This is a genomic window from Nakamurella lactea DSM 19367, from assembly GCF_000426645.1.
Classification (GTDB): domain Bacteria; phylum Actinomycetota; class Actinomycetes; order Mycobacteriales; family Nakamurellaceae; genus Nakamurella; species Nakamurella lactea.
In genome coordinates this window covers 151,335-165,906 of record NZ_AUFT01000015.1, presented here as the reverse complement: position 1 = coordinate 165,906, position 14,572 = coordinate 151,335, and the positions used below count along the sequence as shown (strand labels likewise).

Here is a 14,572-nt window from a genome sequence, read left to right as displayed (position 1 = left end):
TACGGGGCGTGTGCACAGCGATCGGTGCCTACCGATGCCTTCCCACGGACCGTTCGATGCGTCGTCGGGGATGACGACACCGCGTTTGTTGCGTGCCTGATCCTCCCGGAACGCCGATCGACGTTCCGGGGGAGCGCCGATCGGGCCCCGCCCGGCGTCGGCGGGCCGGATGCGCGGGCGGTGCAGTCGTGTCAGGGTGTGCCATGGCCAAGAAGAAGTCCGTGAAGGACAAGCACTCCTCGAGCAAGAAAGCCGGCAAGTCGGCAAAGTCGTCCGCGAAGTCGTCGGCCAAGGCGGTGGCAACGGCTCAGGACGGGCTCATCGGCGACGCGAAGTCGTCGGCCGGGGCGGCGGCGCCGGAGCTGGCCGATGCGCTGCGGGTGCCGCGCGGGCCGGTAGATCTCGCCGCGTTCTCCACCATGCCGCTGGATATCGGGCCGCAGAACAAGGAGCACGCGCTCTCGGCGCTGGAGAAGCTCGGCCCCGGCCTGGCCGACCTGCAGGAGAAGCTGTACGCGCAGAGCGTCGCCGGCAACCGCCGCAGCGTGCTGGTGGTGTTGCAGGGGATGGACACCGCAGGCAAGGACGGGGTGATCAACCACGCGATGGGGCTGCTCGATCCGGGCGGTGTGCGGCTCACCTCGTTCAAGACCCCGACGGCCGAGGAGCTCGCCCACGACTTCCTCTGGCGGGTCCGCAAGGCGGTTCCGCGGGCCGGTGAGATCGGCATCTTCAACCGGTCGCACTACGAGGACGTGTTGATCGTCCGGGTGCACGACCTGGTGCCGAAAGCGGTGTGGTCCAAGCGCTATGCGCTGATCAATGCCTTCGAACGGGAGTTGGCCAAGAGCGGCGTCACTGTGCTCAAGTGTTTCCTGCACGTGTCCAAAGAGCAGCAGGCGGAGCGGTTGCTCGCTCGGCTCGACGACCCGACCAAGTACTGGAAGTTCAACCCGGCCGACGTCGACGAGCGGCTGCTGTGGGACGACTATCAGACGGCGTACACGGATGTGCTGGCCAAGTGCAGCACGGTCGGCGCGCCGTGGCACGTGATCCCGTCGGACAAGAAGTGGTACCGGAATTGGGCGGTCGCCTCGCTGCTGTTCTCGACGCTGGCCGGCCTGGATCCGCAGTACCCGCCGGCCGGATACGACATCGACGAACAGCGCCGGCGGGTGCAGGAGAGCTGATCGCTGGGAGGTGAGTGTCACAGCACCGGTGTGTCGGCCGGCTGCCGCACTGGGGACAATGGGGCGGTGACCCCTGAGCAGGCCGGTACCGGCTGGACGTTGATCGTCCCGGTGAAGGCGACTTCGCGCGGCAAGAGCCGGATCGCGCTCGCGCCCGCCGATCGGCGGCGGGTGGCCAGGGCACTCGCCCTGGACACCGTGACCGCGGCGGCCGCTGCCCGGACGGTGACCACCCTGGTGGTGATCGTCGAGAACGAACCGGACGGTGCGCTGCTGTCCCAGGTGGCCGGGGTCCGGGTGCGGCTGACCGCGGCGACGTCGTTGAACGAGGCGATCACCGATGGGCTGGACGGGGTCAGCGGGCTGGTGGCGGTGCTGCCGGGCGATCTGCCGGGCGTCCGCGGCAGCGACATCGATGCGGCGTTGGCCCTGGCCGTCGCCGGTTGGGCGAGCGAGTCGGCGCCGATGGCCGTGGTCGCCGATCGACAGGGGGTCGGCAGCACGCTGCTGGCCGGCGTCGACCCGGCGTCGCTGCGCCCGCGGTACGGACCGGACTCCTACCGCCGCCACCTGGCGGCGGGGGCGCTGGCGCTGGAGGTGCCGCCCGACAACTGGATCCGCCGGGACGTGGACACCGCCGAGGACCTGGCCGAGATCACCACCGGGCGGACCGGTGTGCTGGTCGCCGAACTGTCCATGTCCGCCCGTGCGTGCGTGGAGCAGGCATGCTGACCGCCGGTGCTACCGTCGCCACTGTGGACCGTCGCTTCCTGAGGCCGGGGTGGATCTTCGGCCACCTACTGGTGGTGGTCGCGTTCCTGGTCTGCTGTCGGCTGGGGCTGTGGCAGTGGCACCGCACGAAGGACGCGGACGGAACGCTGCAGAACCTCTCGTACGCGATCCTCTGGCCGGCATTCGGCATCGCCTTCATCTACATGTGGATCAAGTTCCTGCGTCTGGAGACGGCGAAGGACGCCGCCGAGAGCCAGGAGCTGGACGACGGGCTGGCGGCCATTCTGAGCGACGGCGCCGCTGATGATGAGAACCTCGGGGCTGACGCCGCCCCGGTCGGCGACGGATCGGCAGGAGCCGCGGCCGGCGGGGTCCGCGCGGGCGATGCCCGCGAGACCGATTCCGGCGACGCCGACGCCGAAACCGACGGCGCCAACGTCGATGACGATGCGGAAGGCGAAGCCGACGAGGACTCCTATGACGAGGGCACGTTCGTCGGCACCGTCGAGGTGGTCGATGACGACGACGACCCAGAACTGGCCGCGTACAACCGGGCGCTGGCTGCACTTGCCGAGAGGGACGAACGACGTGGCCGTTGAATCATCATCAGGATCGGCTGCTGGGCCGACCGTTGCAGCGCTGCCCGAGAAGACGGCAAAGGCATTGCAGCGCTATCGGATCGCGGCGTACGTGGTCGGTGTCGGCCTGCTGATCCTGGTGCTGGCGATGGTGCTGCGATATGCCTTCGACCTGCGCTGGGCGACGGCGGTGTGGGGACCGATCCACGGCGTGCTGTACGCCGCGTATGTGCTGCTGGCGTTCGATCTCGGCTACCGGGAACGGTGGAGCTTCAAGGGCATCATCGGTGTGCTGTTGGCGGGCGTGGTGCCGATCTTGAGCTTCGTGGTGGAGAAGAGGGTGCACCGCAAGGTGCTGGCCCGCGAACGACTCTGAGCACCCATCAACAAACGCTCGCCGGGACACCCAGCGCCGGAGACATGAGTCTGATTGCGGTGTGAGGGCCAGACCAGGAAGGACCAGCGTCGACCCAGAGCGTATCGCGACCGTTGAGAATTCGGGACAATTTGTGCATCGCAACGGATGCAGATCATTGTCGGGTATCCCGGCGGCGCGTGTGTGTCTTGGTCAGCCGCTTGGCTCTACCGCAGTAGCTCAGAGTTGCCGTCATGGCCACGGTCCGCAGTGCCTTGGGGGTTGGAGCTGCGGTGAGCAGGTTTAGGACACCACGGCAGTCGAAGTGGTTGCCCAGAAGCCGGTCCAACGCAGCGAATGTGCTGTGCCGGGTCACGCAGCCCGTTGGCCGACTGGGTCAGTGGCCAGCCAGGTCATCGCCGTAGACTTCCTGGGGACTCGCCGCAACCACCGCTCTGCAACCCCGGCCGGAGCCAAGTCGGAGATGGTGGTGATCGACGACGTCGACGAGGTCACGGAGTCTCCTGACTGCGGGAGGTAGCGCGGATGCACCTGTCGCGTCGCGAATGGCACTTCCGGCAATCTGGCGGCGACTATCCTCTGGCATACGAACGGAAAGGTCGACTATTCGCCCTGACCGACTTTCTCTGGAAAGGATCAGCAACCGAATGAGACATGCAGTCATCGTGGACAGCGCCCGGATCGGCATGACCAAGGCATTTCGCGGCTCACTCAACAACACACGGCCCGACGACCAACTGGCGTTCGTCATCCAGGCGGTCGTCCGACGTAACGACCTCGATCCGGCTGCCGTCGATGATGTCTCGGTCGGCTGCGCCTTTCCCGAAGGACCTCAGGGAAACAATATCGCTCGGGTCGCCGCGTTGCTGGCCGGCCTACCCGAGCGGACCACGGGGGTCACAGTAAACCGGTTCTGTTCTTCAGGATCCCAGGCGATCGCCATCGCCGCAGCATCGATCGCCGAGGGCGCAGCCGATGTCGTCATAGGGGCTGGCGTTGAGACGGTCACTATGATCCGCGATGGCAACTACAACGAAGCCAAGATCAAGAACGACGTCGTCTCCGAACGCTTTCCTGGCATCTACCTGCCGATGGGGATCACGGCGGAAAATGTCGCTGCCCGATACGGGATCTCGCGTGAAGAACAGGATCGGTACGGCGTCGAGAGCCAGCGCCGGACTGCCGCGGCCCAGGACGGCGGCGTGTTCGACGAGGAGATCGTGCCGTTCCAGGTGGTGCGATTGAAGCCCGGTGCCGGCGACAACGAAATGGTCTGTGAAGAACACACCATCCTCCGGGACGAGGCCAATCGTCCCGGCACGACCTACGAGGACATCGCCAAGCTGAGGCCATCGTTCCTGGACGGCGGCACCGTTACTGCGGGGAACAGTTCTCAGCTGGCCGACGGCGCGTCCGCGACGCTGCTGATGGAAGCCGGCTACGCAGCACGGAACGGCATCAACCCGATCGGGCGGTATCTGGGGTCGGCCTACGTTGGCTGCGCTCCCGACGAGATGGGAATCGGCCCTATCCACGCGGTACCCAAGCTGCTCGACCGGTTCAATCTGTCTGTGGACGACATCGACCTGTTCGAACTCAACGAGGCTTTCGCATCCCAGGTACTGGCCTGTCAGCGGGAGCTCAACATCCCGCTAGAGAAGCTGAACGTCAACGGCGGAGCTATCGCGATCGGACATCCGTTTGGCGCCACCGGATCTCGCTGCACCGGTCATCTCCTGCGAGAGCTCGGCCGGCGCGGAGGCCGGTACGGTGTCGTGACCATGTGCGTCGGAGGCGGCATGGGCTTCGCGTCGTTGTTCGAGCGTCTTTGAGCGTCCTGAATGGCAGACCGCGGAGGCTAACATAGAAGCCAAGGCCGCCTCCTCCCCGGGACCAGGGCGAGCGCCGGGGTAGTACTCGCCGGTCGACTCGTCGCGTACGCCTTCGAACGGCCACGCCGAGTTGTGAACAAACGGAATCGTGCGCGACGCGACCTTCCAACAAATGTTCATGGGCGTGGCTCGAAGACGTTGTCGCCAGCGCCCGACCATCAGTCGGTGACCATCAGTCCGAGAATCTCGGCGACGCAGGCCGGCTTGTCGCTGCCCTCAATCTCAACGGTCACCCGGGTGCGGGCCAGAACGCCCTGCGGCCGTGTTTCGACCGCGAGCAGTTCGACAGCGGCCCGGACACGCGCGCCGACCGGCACCGGGGCGGGGAAGCGGAACTTGTCGCTGCCGTAGTTGATGCGCATGCTTAGTCCAACGACCCGGTATACCTCCGAGCTGAGCCGCGGGATCAAGGACGCGGTCAGGTAGCCGTGGGCGACTGTTCTGCCGAACGGGCCGGTGGCGGCACGGTCAGGGTCGACATGGATCCACTGGTGGTCGTCGGTGGCGTCGGCGAAGGTGTTCACCCGCTCCTGCGTGATCGGCACCCACGAGCTGTGACCCAGAAGAGTTCCTGTGGCGGCCGCGAATTCATCGATGTCGGGGAACTCACGCGCTGCCGGTGATGATCCGGTTCCGTGAGTCTGCGGATGGCTCATGGTCGAATCATGCAGAGGTATCAGCACCGGAGTCAAGGCAGGTGGTCACCACTCGGTCCACAGCGGCGGCCACTCGTGCAGAACGGCCGCCCGGCTGTTCCGGACGCCCTCCGATGCCCGGAACACGGCCAGTCGCTGTGGTAGGCCGCCCGGCGCTTCTATTCATCCAGCGCGGGACGGTCCGGGATGCGCATATCAGTTGCTTGCCGGCGCGTACCGCGATCAAGTTGCTGCGATGCCAGCACTAGATTCCTGGCCACCGTGTGCACGCCGGGGTCAGGAACCGCCTGGTTCACCAGGGCGATTTCGGCCGCGGTGCCGGCGTCGATCGGGGCAACAGCATCGCCGTCGCAGCCTTTGGCGGGATTCGCCGCGCCAGCCGGCCGATCCGCACGCTTCGGTCGGCGCGTCGATCCGTATCCGGGCTGGGCGAAGTCGCGTGCGAGGCCGCCAGCGCCAAGTGCGCCGCGGGCAGCAACTCCACGCAGCCGCTTGCGTACCCCGTTGACCGCTGTAATCACCGGCCTTGTCAACGGGATGCCGGGTCACCCCGGCGAAGCCTCACCCGTGGAAGCGACCCTCGTCCAGGCGCAGACACTCCCCGCGGGCCCTGGCCTTCAGGTCTGCTCCGGCGCAGAAGGCCAGCTCGCCGGTGCCGGTCAGTACCACCACCGCTACCATCGAGTTGTAGTGCGTGGGCTTTACAGCGTCGCCAATGCCGTGGGTGTGGGCGGCATCGACGGCATTTCAGACGTCCGGGTGGTTCATGCGATGGCGATCACCTGCTGGTCGATCTCGTCGATCAGGACGCATCGTCAGTACATCAGCTGTCGGTGTGCACCTTGCCTACAACTGGCGGGCCGAACTACCGCACTGTGACTACTAGGATAGTAATGATTGAAACGCAAGCAGGTCAGAGACCTGCGACGGGCGGAGGAAGGGGAACGATGCCCCAGATGCGGCAACCCCGGCTGGCCGAGATGGTTGCTTCGCGACTGCGCGAGGACATCCTGTCCGGACGGCTGAAGGAGGGCGACCGGATCCCCACCCAGGCGGAGCTGTTCCAGGAGTTCAAGGTCAGCCTGCCCGCGTTGCGGGAGGCGATGCGCATCCTGGAAACCGACGGGCTGATCACTGTGCAGCGCGGCAATGTCGGTGGCGCTGTCGTATTTGCGCCCTCCCCAAAGCGCGCGGCACAGATGATCGCGATGGTGCTGCAGAGCCGCAAGACTTCGCCCCTTGCGGTCAGCGAGGCCATCAACCACCTGGAACCGATCTGTGCGGGAATGTGTGCAGCCAGGGAGGATCGCGCCGACGTGGTCGTGCCCGAGCTGCGCCGGCTAGTCGCCGTCCAGCGGGCGGCGCTGGAGGACACCGATGGCTATCTGGCCGCCGTCCGGTACTTCCACGCCGCTGTGGTCGGACGGTGTGGCAACGAGGCGTTGATCGTGGTGATCAGTTCCTTGCAGGCGATCTGGGCGGCGCACGAGTCGATGGTCTGGGCGGATCCTGCCGATGCAGACGTCCCCCGAGGAACACAGAGGCTGGAGCCGAAGCGCCGTCGCGAAGCCCTGCGGGCACACGAGAAACTGGTGGAGGCGATCGAGGCCGGCAATGTCGACCGGGCCCGCCGGTTGACGGCCACTCATCTGAACGCCTCACATCACAACACCATCGGTGCAGGGGGCTCAGTGTTGGCCAGCTTGGTTGCCGGCCCACACTGACCTTTACCAGTATCGAACCCGCTGCGGCACTGGCGATCCGCCTCCGACATCGACAGTCCGACCGGTGGTCCGCCCTTGCCATTCGGCCGCAACTGTCTAATGATGTAGATGATAGCGAGATCGACGGAAGGAAGATGCTGTGGCACAGAATCGGGTCGCGATCGTCACCGGAGCCGCCCGGGGGATCGGAGCGGGTACCGCTGAACGTCTGGCCGCGGACGGCTTCTCCGTTGCAGTTCTCGATCTGGAGCAAGGGGCGCAAGCGGGTACGGTGCAACGGATCACCGGCCAGGGCGGGCGTGCGGTCGCCGTGGGTGTCGACGTAAGCGACGAAGCCTCGGTGGCCAACGCGATGGCCCAGGTCGTCCAGGAACTGGGTGCTCCATCGGTGTTGGTCAACAACGCAGGGATCACTCGGGACAACCTCCTATTCAAGATGTCGGCCCAGGACTGGGATTCGGTACTGGCAGTCCATCTCCGTGGCGCATTCTTGATGAGTCGGGCGGCGCAAACCCACATGGTGAGGGCCCGCTACGGCCGAATCATCAACCTGTCCAGTACCTCGGCATTGGGAAACCGCGGCCAGGCCAACTATTCCGCGGCCAAGGCCGGCATTCAGGGGTTCACCAAGACGCTGGCGATCGAACTGGGGCAGTTCGGCGTCACCGTCAACGCGATCGCGCCCGGATTCATCGTCACCGACATGACCAGAGCGACGGCGAATCGGATGGGCGTCAGCTTCGAAGAGCACCAGGAAAGCGCCGCCGCTGAGATTGCGGTGCGCCGCGTCGGTGCCCCGGAGGACATCGCCAACGCGGTGTCGTTCTTCGCCGACCAACGATCCGGATTCGTGTCTGGCCAGGTGCTCTACGTGGCTGGAGGTCCCCGGAACTAGCTCCGTCCCCTGCCGCCTGGCAGGGAGGCTACCGATCGTTGTCGAGCCAGCGTGGCATGTTCGTCGAGACCCGGTCCAGGAACCGAGCCGGCCGCTTGTCGAGAAACGCGGTGATGCCTTCTCTGGCATCGTCGGACCGGCCTCGGTCCTGCATCAAGCGGGAGGACAGCCGTTGTGCCCACCGGGGATCCGTCGCCCCAGCGGTTCGCCAGAGCAGCTGGCGGGTCATCGCCACGGAGACCGGCGCGGTGTGGTCGATGATCCGGTGGGCGGTGTCCAGCGCAGCGGGCAGCAACTCGTCGGGCGGGTGTACGGAGGCCACGAGCCCGGCGGCCAGTGCTTCGTCGGGGGTGATGCGCCGACCACTCATTGTCCATTCCAGGGCACGCGAGATCCCCACGACCGTTGGCAGGAACCATCCCGAGGCCGCTTCCGGAATGATGCCGATCCGGGCGAAGTTGTAGCTGACGTGGGCCGTGGTTGACATCAACCGCACGTCGGCCGCCAATGGCAGCGTCGCGCCGATTCCCACGGCCGGGCCGTTGAGGGCGACGAGCAGCGGCTTGCGCGAGTTGAACATGCGGAGGGTGATTTGGCCGCCGGGATCCTCGTGCTCGATGCCTTCGGCGTAGTGGAACCGTTCGGCGCCGGCTGCGAGGTCGGCCCCGGCGCAGAATGCCCGCCCGGCCCCGGTCAGGACGACCGCCCGCACGACGTCGTCGGCGTCGGCCACGTCAAGCACGTCGAGCAGTTCGGCGCCCATCTGCGGGGTGTAGGCGTTGAGGCGGTCCGGCCGGTCCAGGGTCACGATCAGCACCCGGTCCTGCAGATCGGAGCGGAGATCGGTGTACTCGCGGTCGTTGAACTTCCTAGGGCGTATCGACATACAGATCCAGGGTGGGGTGTGGGCCGCCGCCGTAGCGGGTCAGGTCGTCGATGCCGGCGGCCGCGAGCACCTCGGCGTCGATCAGGGCCTGTCCGGTGGTGGCTCCCTGTTCGCGTTCTAGGAGCACCATCGCGGCGTCGGCGACGATGCTCGGGTCCCTGGAGGTAGCAATGGCTTGGGCGCCGCCGAGCAGATTTTGCACGACGGCGGTGGCGATTCTGGTTTGCGGCCAGAGGCAATTCGCATCGATGCCGTCGGCGGCGAACTCCGCAGCCCAGCCCAGAGTCAGCAGTGTCATGCCGTACTTGGCCAGCGTGTAGGCCGGGAATTTGCCCAGCCACTGCGGCGCCAGATTCAGAGGTGGGGACAGGGTCAGGATGCGGGCCCGGTCGGAGCGCCGCAACGCCGGCAGGGCCGCCCTTGTCATGCAGAAGGTGCCGCGGACATTCACCTGCTGCATCAGATCGAACCGTCGCAGATCGATGTCAGCCGTGCCGGATTTGTTGAGCACACTGGCGTTGTTGATGCAGATGTCGATCCCGCCGAACTCCGTGATCGCGGCGTCGACCGCACGCTGTACGTCGTCCTCATTGCGGACGTCGCCGACCACCGCTACCGCACGGCCACCGACGTCTTGGACCTGCTGCGTCGCCGTGTGCACGGTGCCGGGTAGCCGGGGATCCGGGGTGTCGGTCTTGGCCAAGATCACCGCATTAGCACCGCGCCGGGCTGCGGCGAGCAGTATGGCCAACCCGATGCCCCGGCTTCCACCCGAGATTACGACGGTACGGCCCTTGAGTGTGCGCGGTACGGCGTCTCCGGGGACTGAACGGACTTCCACGCGGGCTCCTTCCGCCTTGCGCAGGGGGCGCTGCTCGCTGCGCTCCTAAGAATATGTATCTTATACATATTAGCTGGCCCGCGGGTGCGGAGTCAGCCCCAATGCGCTGCTGCACAGGAGGTGTCGATGGGATCACTGCCGTTGCGGAACTTGACCGTCGTGTCGATCGAGCAGGCGGTGTCCGCCCCTCTGGCGACCCGACACTTCGCCGACCTCGGTGCCCGGGTGATCAAGATCGAACGTCCGGGCAGGGGCGACTTTGGTCGCGCTTACGACGATCACGTCAACGGCCTGGCGACCTATTTCGTCTGGCTCAACCGGGGCAAGGAATCCATCGAACTCGACACCAGGTCCGAGCAGGGCCGACAGGCGCTCGAACGATTGCTGACCCGCTCCGACATCTATGTCCAGAACCTCGGCCCCGGCGTCGCCGCCCGATACGGGCTGGCCGCCGCCGACGTGGTGGCACGACATCCGACTGTGGTCGCGGTAGATATCTCCGGGTTTGGCCAGGACGGGCCGATGTCCGGTCGGCGTGCCTATGACCTGGTGGTGCAGGCGGAGACCGGGTCGGTGGCGATCACCGGCACCCCTGGCGCGCCGGCCAAACCCGGCATTGCGGTCGCCGACATCGCGGTCGGAATGTACGCCTACTCGACCGTGCTGGCCGCTCTGCTCGAGCGGGCGGGCACCGGACGCGGTACTCCCATCTCGGTGAGCATGTTCGACGCCATGGCCGACTGGATGGGCTACAGCCTGTACTACGCCCGTTACACCGGGCAGGACCACCGTCCCTACGGCGTCGGCCACCATGCCATCGTGCCGTACGGGGCCTTCGAAACCTCCGACGGACAGCAGTTGGTGCTCGGGTGTCAGAACGACGGCGAGTGGGGCCGGCTGTGCGTCGAACTGCTGCACCGCCCGGATCTGGTGGACGTTCCAGACCACCTCGGGGCGAAGAATCGGGCGGAGCATCGCGAGCAGATCCACGGACTGGTGGCGGATGCCGTGCAGCAGTTGACCCTCGATGAGGCATGCACGGTTCTGGAGCGAGCCGGGGTCGCCCACGGTCGGATGAACACGCCGCGAGAACTGCTCACACATCCGCAGCTGGTCGACCGCGGACGTTGGCAAGAGATCGGCACCGAGGTGGGACCGGTAGCTGCGCTGCTGCCCGTCCCGCAAGTGCCAGGCTGGAGTTTCCGATTGGGCGACGTGCCAGCACTCGGGGCGCACACCGAGTCGGTGTTGCGCGAGTGCGGCTACTCCTCGGCAGAACTGCAGGAGTGGCGTAGTGCCGGAGTCATCGGATCCGGTCCCCGGGGCGCCGAATAAGGGCGCATTAGGCACAGACGACGGCACCGAGAGTTAGGGAAAGCCATGGACACCAAAGACATCGTGATCTGCGAACCTGTTCGCACCCCAGTCGGCAGGTTCGGCGGCGACCTGCGCTCGCTGGAGGCCGCCGACCTCGGCGCGGTAGTGGTGCGGGAGGTGCTGCGCCGCACCGGCGTGGATCCGGATATGGTGAACGACGTCGTGATGGGGCACTGCTACCCGACGATGGAGGCCCCGGCCCTGGGCCGGGTCGTCGCCCTTGACGCAGGACTCCCCGTGTCTGTGCCGGGTATGCAGGTCGACCGCCGTTGCGGCAGCGGCATCCAGGCCGTCTCCCAGGCCGCGAACGCCGTCCGGGCCGGCGAGGCCAGGATAGTGATCGCCGGTGGGGCGGAAAGTATGTCGAACGCCGTGTACTACACCACTGGCCAGCGATGGGGAACCCGCGCCGGCGACGCCACCCTCCACGACGCGCTGGGTCGAGGCAGGGTGACGGCTGGCGGGCGCAACCACCCGGTGCCGGGCGGGATGCTGGAAACCGCGGAGAATCTCCGTCGCGAGTTCCAGATCCTGCGCCGTGAGCAAGACGAGTTGGCCTTGGAATCGCACCGCAGGGCGCTGCAGGCCCAGGACGCGGGGCGGTTCGACGACGAGATCGTCGCGGTCTCGGTCTTCGAGCGTCAGCAAGAGCGGCTGATTACTCTGGACGAGCACCCTCGACGCGACATCAGCCTGGAGAAGCTCACCGGGTTGCGGCCGGTGCTGGCCCACGCGGATCCCGGAGCGACCGTCACGGCCGGCAACGCCAGTGGCCAGAACGACGGCGCTTCGGCGTGTTTGGTGACCGCGGCGGACACCGCCGACCGTCTCGGTATCACCCCGATCGCCAGGATCGTCTCGTGTTCAGTGTCCGGGGTGCCGCCCCGCACGATGGGTATCGGTCCGGTGCCGGCGTCAGCCTCGGCCCTACAACAGGCAGGCCTGCAACTGTCGGACATGGATCTGATCGAGGTGAACGAAGCCTTCGCGGCGCAGGTGCTAGCGGTGACTCGCAGTTGGGGATTTGGGGCTGACGATTTCGAGCGGCTGAACGTCAGTGGCTCCGGAATCAGCTTGGGCCATCCGGTGGGAGCCACCGGCGGCCGCATCCTTGCGACCGTCACCCACGAGTTGCGCCGCCGCGACGCGAGATACGCCCTGGTGACGCTCTGCATCGGCGGCGGCCAAGGGATTGCGATGGTATTGGAATCGGTCCGCTGAGCGGGCTGCCGGTCAGTCGACCGGCAGCCCGATGTTCCCCTGTGTCGCTGCCCGACCGATGATCAGCTTCTGGATCTCCGAAGTCCCTTCGTAGATCCGGAACAGCCTGGCATCGCGGTAGAACCGCTCGACAGGGACGCCGTGCATGTAGCCGGACCCGCCGTGGATCTGAACGGCCCGGTCGGCTGCCCTGGCCAGCGCCTCGCTGGCGAAGTACTTGGCCTGCGCCGGCCCCACCTTAGTGTCGGCACCCTGGTCGTACAGGTCGGCGGCGTCCAGCACCAGTGCTCGGCTGGCCCGATAGTCGGTGGACATGTCAGCCAGCATCTCCAGGATCAGCTGGTGCTGGGAGATTGGCCGCCCCCCCTGTATGCGTTCGTTGGCATACGTTCTGGCCTCGTCGATGAGCCGGCGGATCAAGCCGGTGCACAGGGCGGCGATGTGCAAACGACCATGGCCGAGGCTGGACAACGCCAGCCGGTAGCCGTTATTCAGCTGGTCTTGGCCACCGAGCAGCTGATCATCGGACAGCCGCACGTCGGCGAAATGGACATCGGCAGTCCACGCGCCGCGCTGCCCCATCTTCCCGTCCTTGGGCCCGACCGAGAGCCCGGGCCTGTCGCTGGGCACCAGGAACACCGAGATTCCGCGGCCGCTCGTCTGTTGAGTGTCGGTGCGGGCGAAGACCACGAACAGGTCAGCCACCGGGGCATTGGTGATGTATCGCTTGCTGCCGTTGAGGATCCAGCCGGATCCGTCTCGAACGGCGAGAGTGCGCAGGGAAGCGGGGTCCGAACCGGCCGCCTCCTCTGTGAGAGCGAACGAGGCGATTCGCTCCCCGGTGGCCATCGCCGGCAGGTGATCCCGCTGTTGTTGCCTGGTCGCGCCATGCACCAGAGTCTGCCCGGCAATGCCATTGTTGGTGCCGAACAGCGAGCGCAGAGCTGGAGTCGTGTATCCCAGTTCGAAGACCAAGCGCACCTCTTCGCTCATCGACAGGCCCAACCCTCCTGCCCAGGCCGGCAGTGCGAAGCCGAAAAGGCCCATGTCTTTGGCCTCCTGGACGACAGCATCGGGCACGCAGTCGTCCGACTCGATCCGATCCTCCAGGGGGAGCACGCGTTCGTGTACCCAGGTCCGGACCGATTCGAGGATCTTCGCGAAGTCTGAGCTGTCCACACAGCCTCCTAATTAGTGAGCTATTAGATGCCTACAGTAGGCGATCGGGGCGCAATTGCTCAACACTCCCAGCGACAAACAGCGCCTGTCTCTGTTGACGTTCCGGAGAAGAGTGGATAGTTTGAGCCAAGCACGCACCGAAATTGTGATGTTCGTTTCGCGAGGAGGCGACGACGTTGGGTGACGCCGTTAAGGTCCGCCGGTTGAGTACCGACAGCAACCTCGACCGTCCGATGGGCAGGGCGGAACTGCGGGCGGAGTCGGTGACGCGGGTCTTCCGTAGTCGCCGCTCGGAGGTGCACGCGTTAGGCCCGGTTTCGCTGACCATCGGGGCCGGACAATTTGTCTCGCTCGTGGGACCGTCCGGGTGCGGCAAGTCGACTCTGGTCAAGCTGATCGCCGGCCTACTCACCCCGACAGAGGGTGAATTCACCATCGCTACCCCGGACGGACGTCCGCCAACGATCGCCACCGTATTCCAGGATTTCGGCATCTTCCCCTGGAAGACGGTGCTTGACAACGTCGCCCTGGCTTTGCGCGCGCAGGGTGTCGACGCGCCGACCGCCCGTTCTCGGGCGGTGCACTGGCTGGAACGGATGGGACTGGAGAGCTTCCAGAAGGCATACCCGTCAACGCTGTCCGGCGGCATGAAGCAGCGGGTGGCCATTGCTCGCGCCCTTGCCACAGAGCCGGACGTCTTGTTGATGGACGAGCCCTTTGCCTCACTGGACGCCTCACTGCGACAGTTGCTGCAGGAGGATCTGTTGACCATCGCGCAGCAGGACGTGGGACGGACCGTCGTATTCGTCACCCACAGCCTGGAGGAGGCGATATTCCTCAGCCATCGGGTGATCGTGATGAGTAGCCGGCCGGGGACGGTACTCGACGACGTCGAAGTGCCCTTCCCTCGGGACCGGGACGCCTCGATCCGAGAATCCCTGGAGTTCAACACCTTGCGGGGCACCTTGTGGGAGCACCTCAAGGGCCAGGTGTCCCGCCCACAGACGACGAAGGGCCGGTGAGCG

The 14,572-nt window shown here is 66.2% G+C and carries 15 protein-coding genes and 1 pseudogene; 10 read left to right on the top strand and 6 right to left on the bottom strand.

Annotation, left to right across the window (positions count from 1 at the left end):
* The first annotated feature begins 203 nt into the window (after positions 1–203).
* From K340_RS30380 to K340_RS0115120, 5 genes are all read left to right on the top strand, one after another.
* Positions 204–1,190: a polyphosphate kinase 2 family protein gene (locus K340_RS30380; protein WP_084614495.1), complete on the top strand. Its 987-nt coding sequence runs from the start codon at positions 204–206 to the stop codon at positions 1,188–1,190.
* A gap of 66 nt (positions 1,191–1,256) precedes the next feature.
* The gene (gene cofC / locus K340_RS30375; protein ID WP_051266424.1) at positions 1,257–1,922 is read left to right on the top strand and encodes a 2-phospho-L-lactate guanylyltransferase; all 666 of its coding nucleotides are present in this window, start codon (positions 1,257–1,259) and stop codon (positions 1,920–1,922) included.
* Complete coding sequence (locus K340_RS34385) at positions 1,916–2,521, top strand: hypothetical protein (RefSeq protein ID WP_051266422.1); 606 nt, start codon at positions 1,916–1,918, stop codon at positions 2,519–2,521. Before cofC ends, K340_RS34385 begins: the two co-directional genes overlap by 7 nt.
* Complete coding sequence (locus K340_RS0115130) at positions 2,511–2,876, top strand: DUF3817 domain-containing protein (RefSeq protein ID WP_211229458.1); 366 nt, start codon at positions 2,511–2,513, stop codon at positions 2,874–2,876. The genes K340_RS34385 and K340_RS0115130 overlap by 11 nt, the downstream gene beginning before the upstream one ends.
* 647 nt (positions 2,877–3,523) lie before the next feature.
* A complete protein-coding gene (locus K340_RS0115120) occupies positions 3,524–4,708 on the top strand; it encodes a thiolase family protein (protein ID WP_029137332.1) in 1,185 nt (394 codons plus the stop codon).
* Positions 4,709–4,926: 218 nt separating this feature from the next.
* On the opposite strand, the gene K340_RS0115115 is transcribed toward K340_RS0115120, so the two are convergent.
* The 3 genes and pseudogenes from K340_RS0115115 to K340_RS35960 form a co-directional block, all read right to left on the bottom strand.
* Complete coding sequence (locus tag K340_RS0115115) at positions 4,927–5,424, bottom strand: MaoC family dehydratase (RefSeq protein ID WP_029137331.1); 498 nt, start codon at positions 5,422–5,424, stop codon at positions 4,927–4,929.
* A gap of 158 nt (positions 5,425–5,582) precedes the next feature.
* Positions 5,583–5,945, bottom strand: coding sequence for a hypothetical protein (locus K340_RS35965; protein ID WP_154674278.1), 363 nt, complete (start codon positions 5,943–5,945; stop codon positions 5,583–5,585).
* 40 nt (positions 5,946–5,985) lie between these two features.
* Positions 5,986–6,159: pseudogene (locus K340_RS35960) on the bottom strand (enoyl-CoA hydratase-related protein); the annotation flags it as partial.
* 221 nt (positions 6,160–6,380) lie between these two features.
* Here K340_RS35960 and K340_RS0115105 point away from each other — a divergent pair.
* Positions 6,381–7,148 (top strand): FadR/GntR family transcriptional regulator, encoded by a 768-nt coding sequence (locus K340_RS0115105; protein ID WP_211229457.1) that lies wholly within the window; start codon positions 6,381–6,383, stop codon positions 7,146–7,148.
* A gap of 139 nt (positions 7,149–7,287) precedes the next feature.
* Positions 7,288–8,043 (top strand): 3-oxoacyl-ACP reductase FabG, encoded by a 756-nt coding sequence (gene fabG, locus K340_RS0115100; RefSeq protein WP_029137329.1) that lies wholly within the window; start codon positions 7,288–7,290, stop codon positions 8,041–8,043.
* Positions 8,044–8,071: 28 nt separating this feature from the next.
* Here fabG and K340_RS0115095 read toward each other — a convergent pair whose 3' ends face one another.
* Together K340_RS0115095 and K340_RS0115090 are read right to left on the bottom strand one after the other, a co-directional pair.
* Complete coding sequence (locus K340_RS0115095; RefSeq protein WP_029137328.1) at positions 8,072–8,929, bottom strand: enoyl-CoA hydratase-related protein; 858 nt, start codon at positions 8,927–8,929, stop codon at positions 8,072–8,074.
* Complete coding sequence (locus K340_RS0115090; RefSeq protein ID WP_029137327.1) at positions 8,913–9,770, bottom strand: SDR family oxidoreductase; 858 nt, start codon at positions 9,768–9,770, stop codon at positions 8,913–8,915. Before K340_RS0115090 ends, K340_RS0115095 begins: the two co-directional genes overlap by 17 nt.
* Positions 9,771–9,896: 126 nt before the next feature.
* On the opposite strand from K340_RS0115090, the gene K340_RS0115085 reads away from it, so the two are divergent.
* Both K340_RS0115085 and K340_RS0115080 read left to right on the top strand, forming a co-directional pair.
* Positions 9,897–11,105: a CaiB/BaiF CoA transferase family protein gene (locus tag K340_RS0115085; RefSeq protein WP_037364875.1), complete on the top strand. Its 1,209-nt coding sequence runs from the start codon at positions 9,897–9,899 to the stop codon at positions 11,103–11,105.
* Positions 11,106–11,150: 45 nt separating this feature from the next.
* A complete protein-coding gene (locus tag K340_RS0115080; protein WP_029137325.1) occupies positions 11,151–12,368 on the top strand; it encodes an acetyl-CoA C-acetyltransferase in 1,218 nt (405 codons plus the stop codon).
* Positions 12,369–12,380: 12 nt separating this feature from the next.
* On the opposite strand, the gene K340_RS0115075 is transcribed toward K340_RS0115080, so the two are convergent.
* The gene (locus K340_RS0115075; RefSeq protein ID WP_029137324.1) at positions 12,381–13,547 is read right to left on the bottom strand and encodes an acyl-CoA dehydrogenase family protein; all 1,167 of its coding nucleotides are present in this window, start codon (positions 13,545–13,547) and stop codon (positions 12,381–12,383) included.
* Between the two features lie 203 nt (positions 13,548–13,750).
* Here K340_RS0115075 and K340_RS0115070 point away from each other — a divergent pair, with 203 nt between their 5' ends.
* Positions 13,751–14,569, top strand: coding sequence for an ABC transporter ATP-binding protein (locus K340_RS0115070; protein ID WP_211229456.1), 819 nt, complete (start codon positions 13,751–13,753; stop codon positions 14,567–14,569).
* Positions 14,570–14,572 lie beyond the last annotated feature (3 nt).

Bases quoted from the DNA above. Each gene is read 5' to 3' on its own strand.
- K340_RS0115120 (WP_029137332.1), top strand. From the start codon at position 3,524: ATGAGACATGCAGTCATCGTGGACAGCGCCCGGATCGGCATGACCAAG.
- K340_RS30380 (WP_084614495.1), top strand. From the start codon at position 204: ATGGCCAAGAAGAAGTCCGTGAAGGACAAGCACTCCTCGAGCAAGAAA.
- K340_RS0115095 (WP_029137328.1), bottom strand. From the start codon at position 8,929: ATGTCGATACGCCCTAGGAAGTTCAACGACCGCGAGTACACCGATCTC.
- K340_RS34385 (WP_051266422.1), top strand. From the start codon at position 1,916: ATGCTGACCGCCGGTGCTACCGTCGCCACTGTGGACCGTCGCTTCCTG.
- K340_RS0115115 (WP_029137331.1), bottom strand. From the start codon at position 5,424: ATGAGCCATCCGCAGACTCACGGAACCGGATCATCACCGGCAGCGCGT.
- K340_RS0115080 (WP_029137325.1), top strand. From the start codon at position 11,151: ATGGACACCAAAGACATCGTGATCTGCGAACCTGTTCGCACCCCAGTC.
- K340_RS0115105 (WP_211229457.1), top strand. From the start codon at position 6,381: ATGCGGCAACCCCGGCTGGCCGAGATGGTTGCTTCGCGACTGCGCGAG.
- K340_RS0115085 (WP_037364875.1), top strand. From the start codon at position 9,897: ATGGGATCACTGCCGTTGCGGAACTTGACCGTCGTGTCGATCGAGCAG.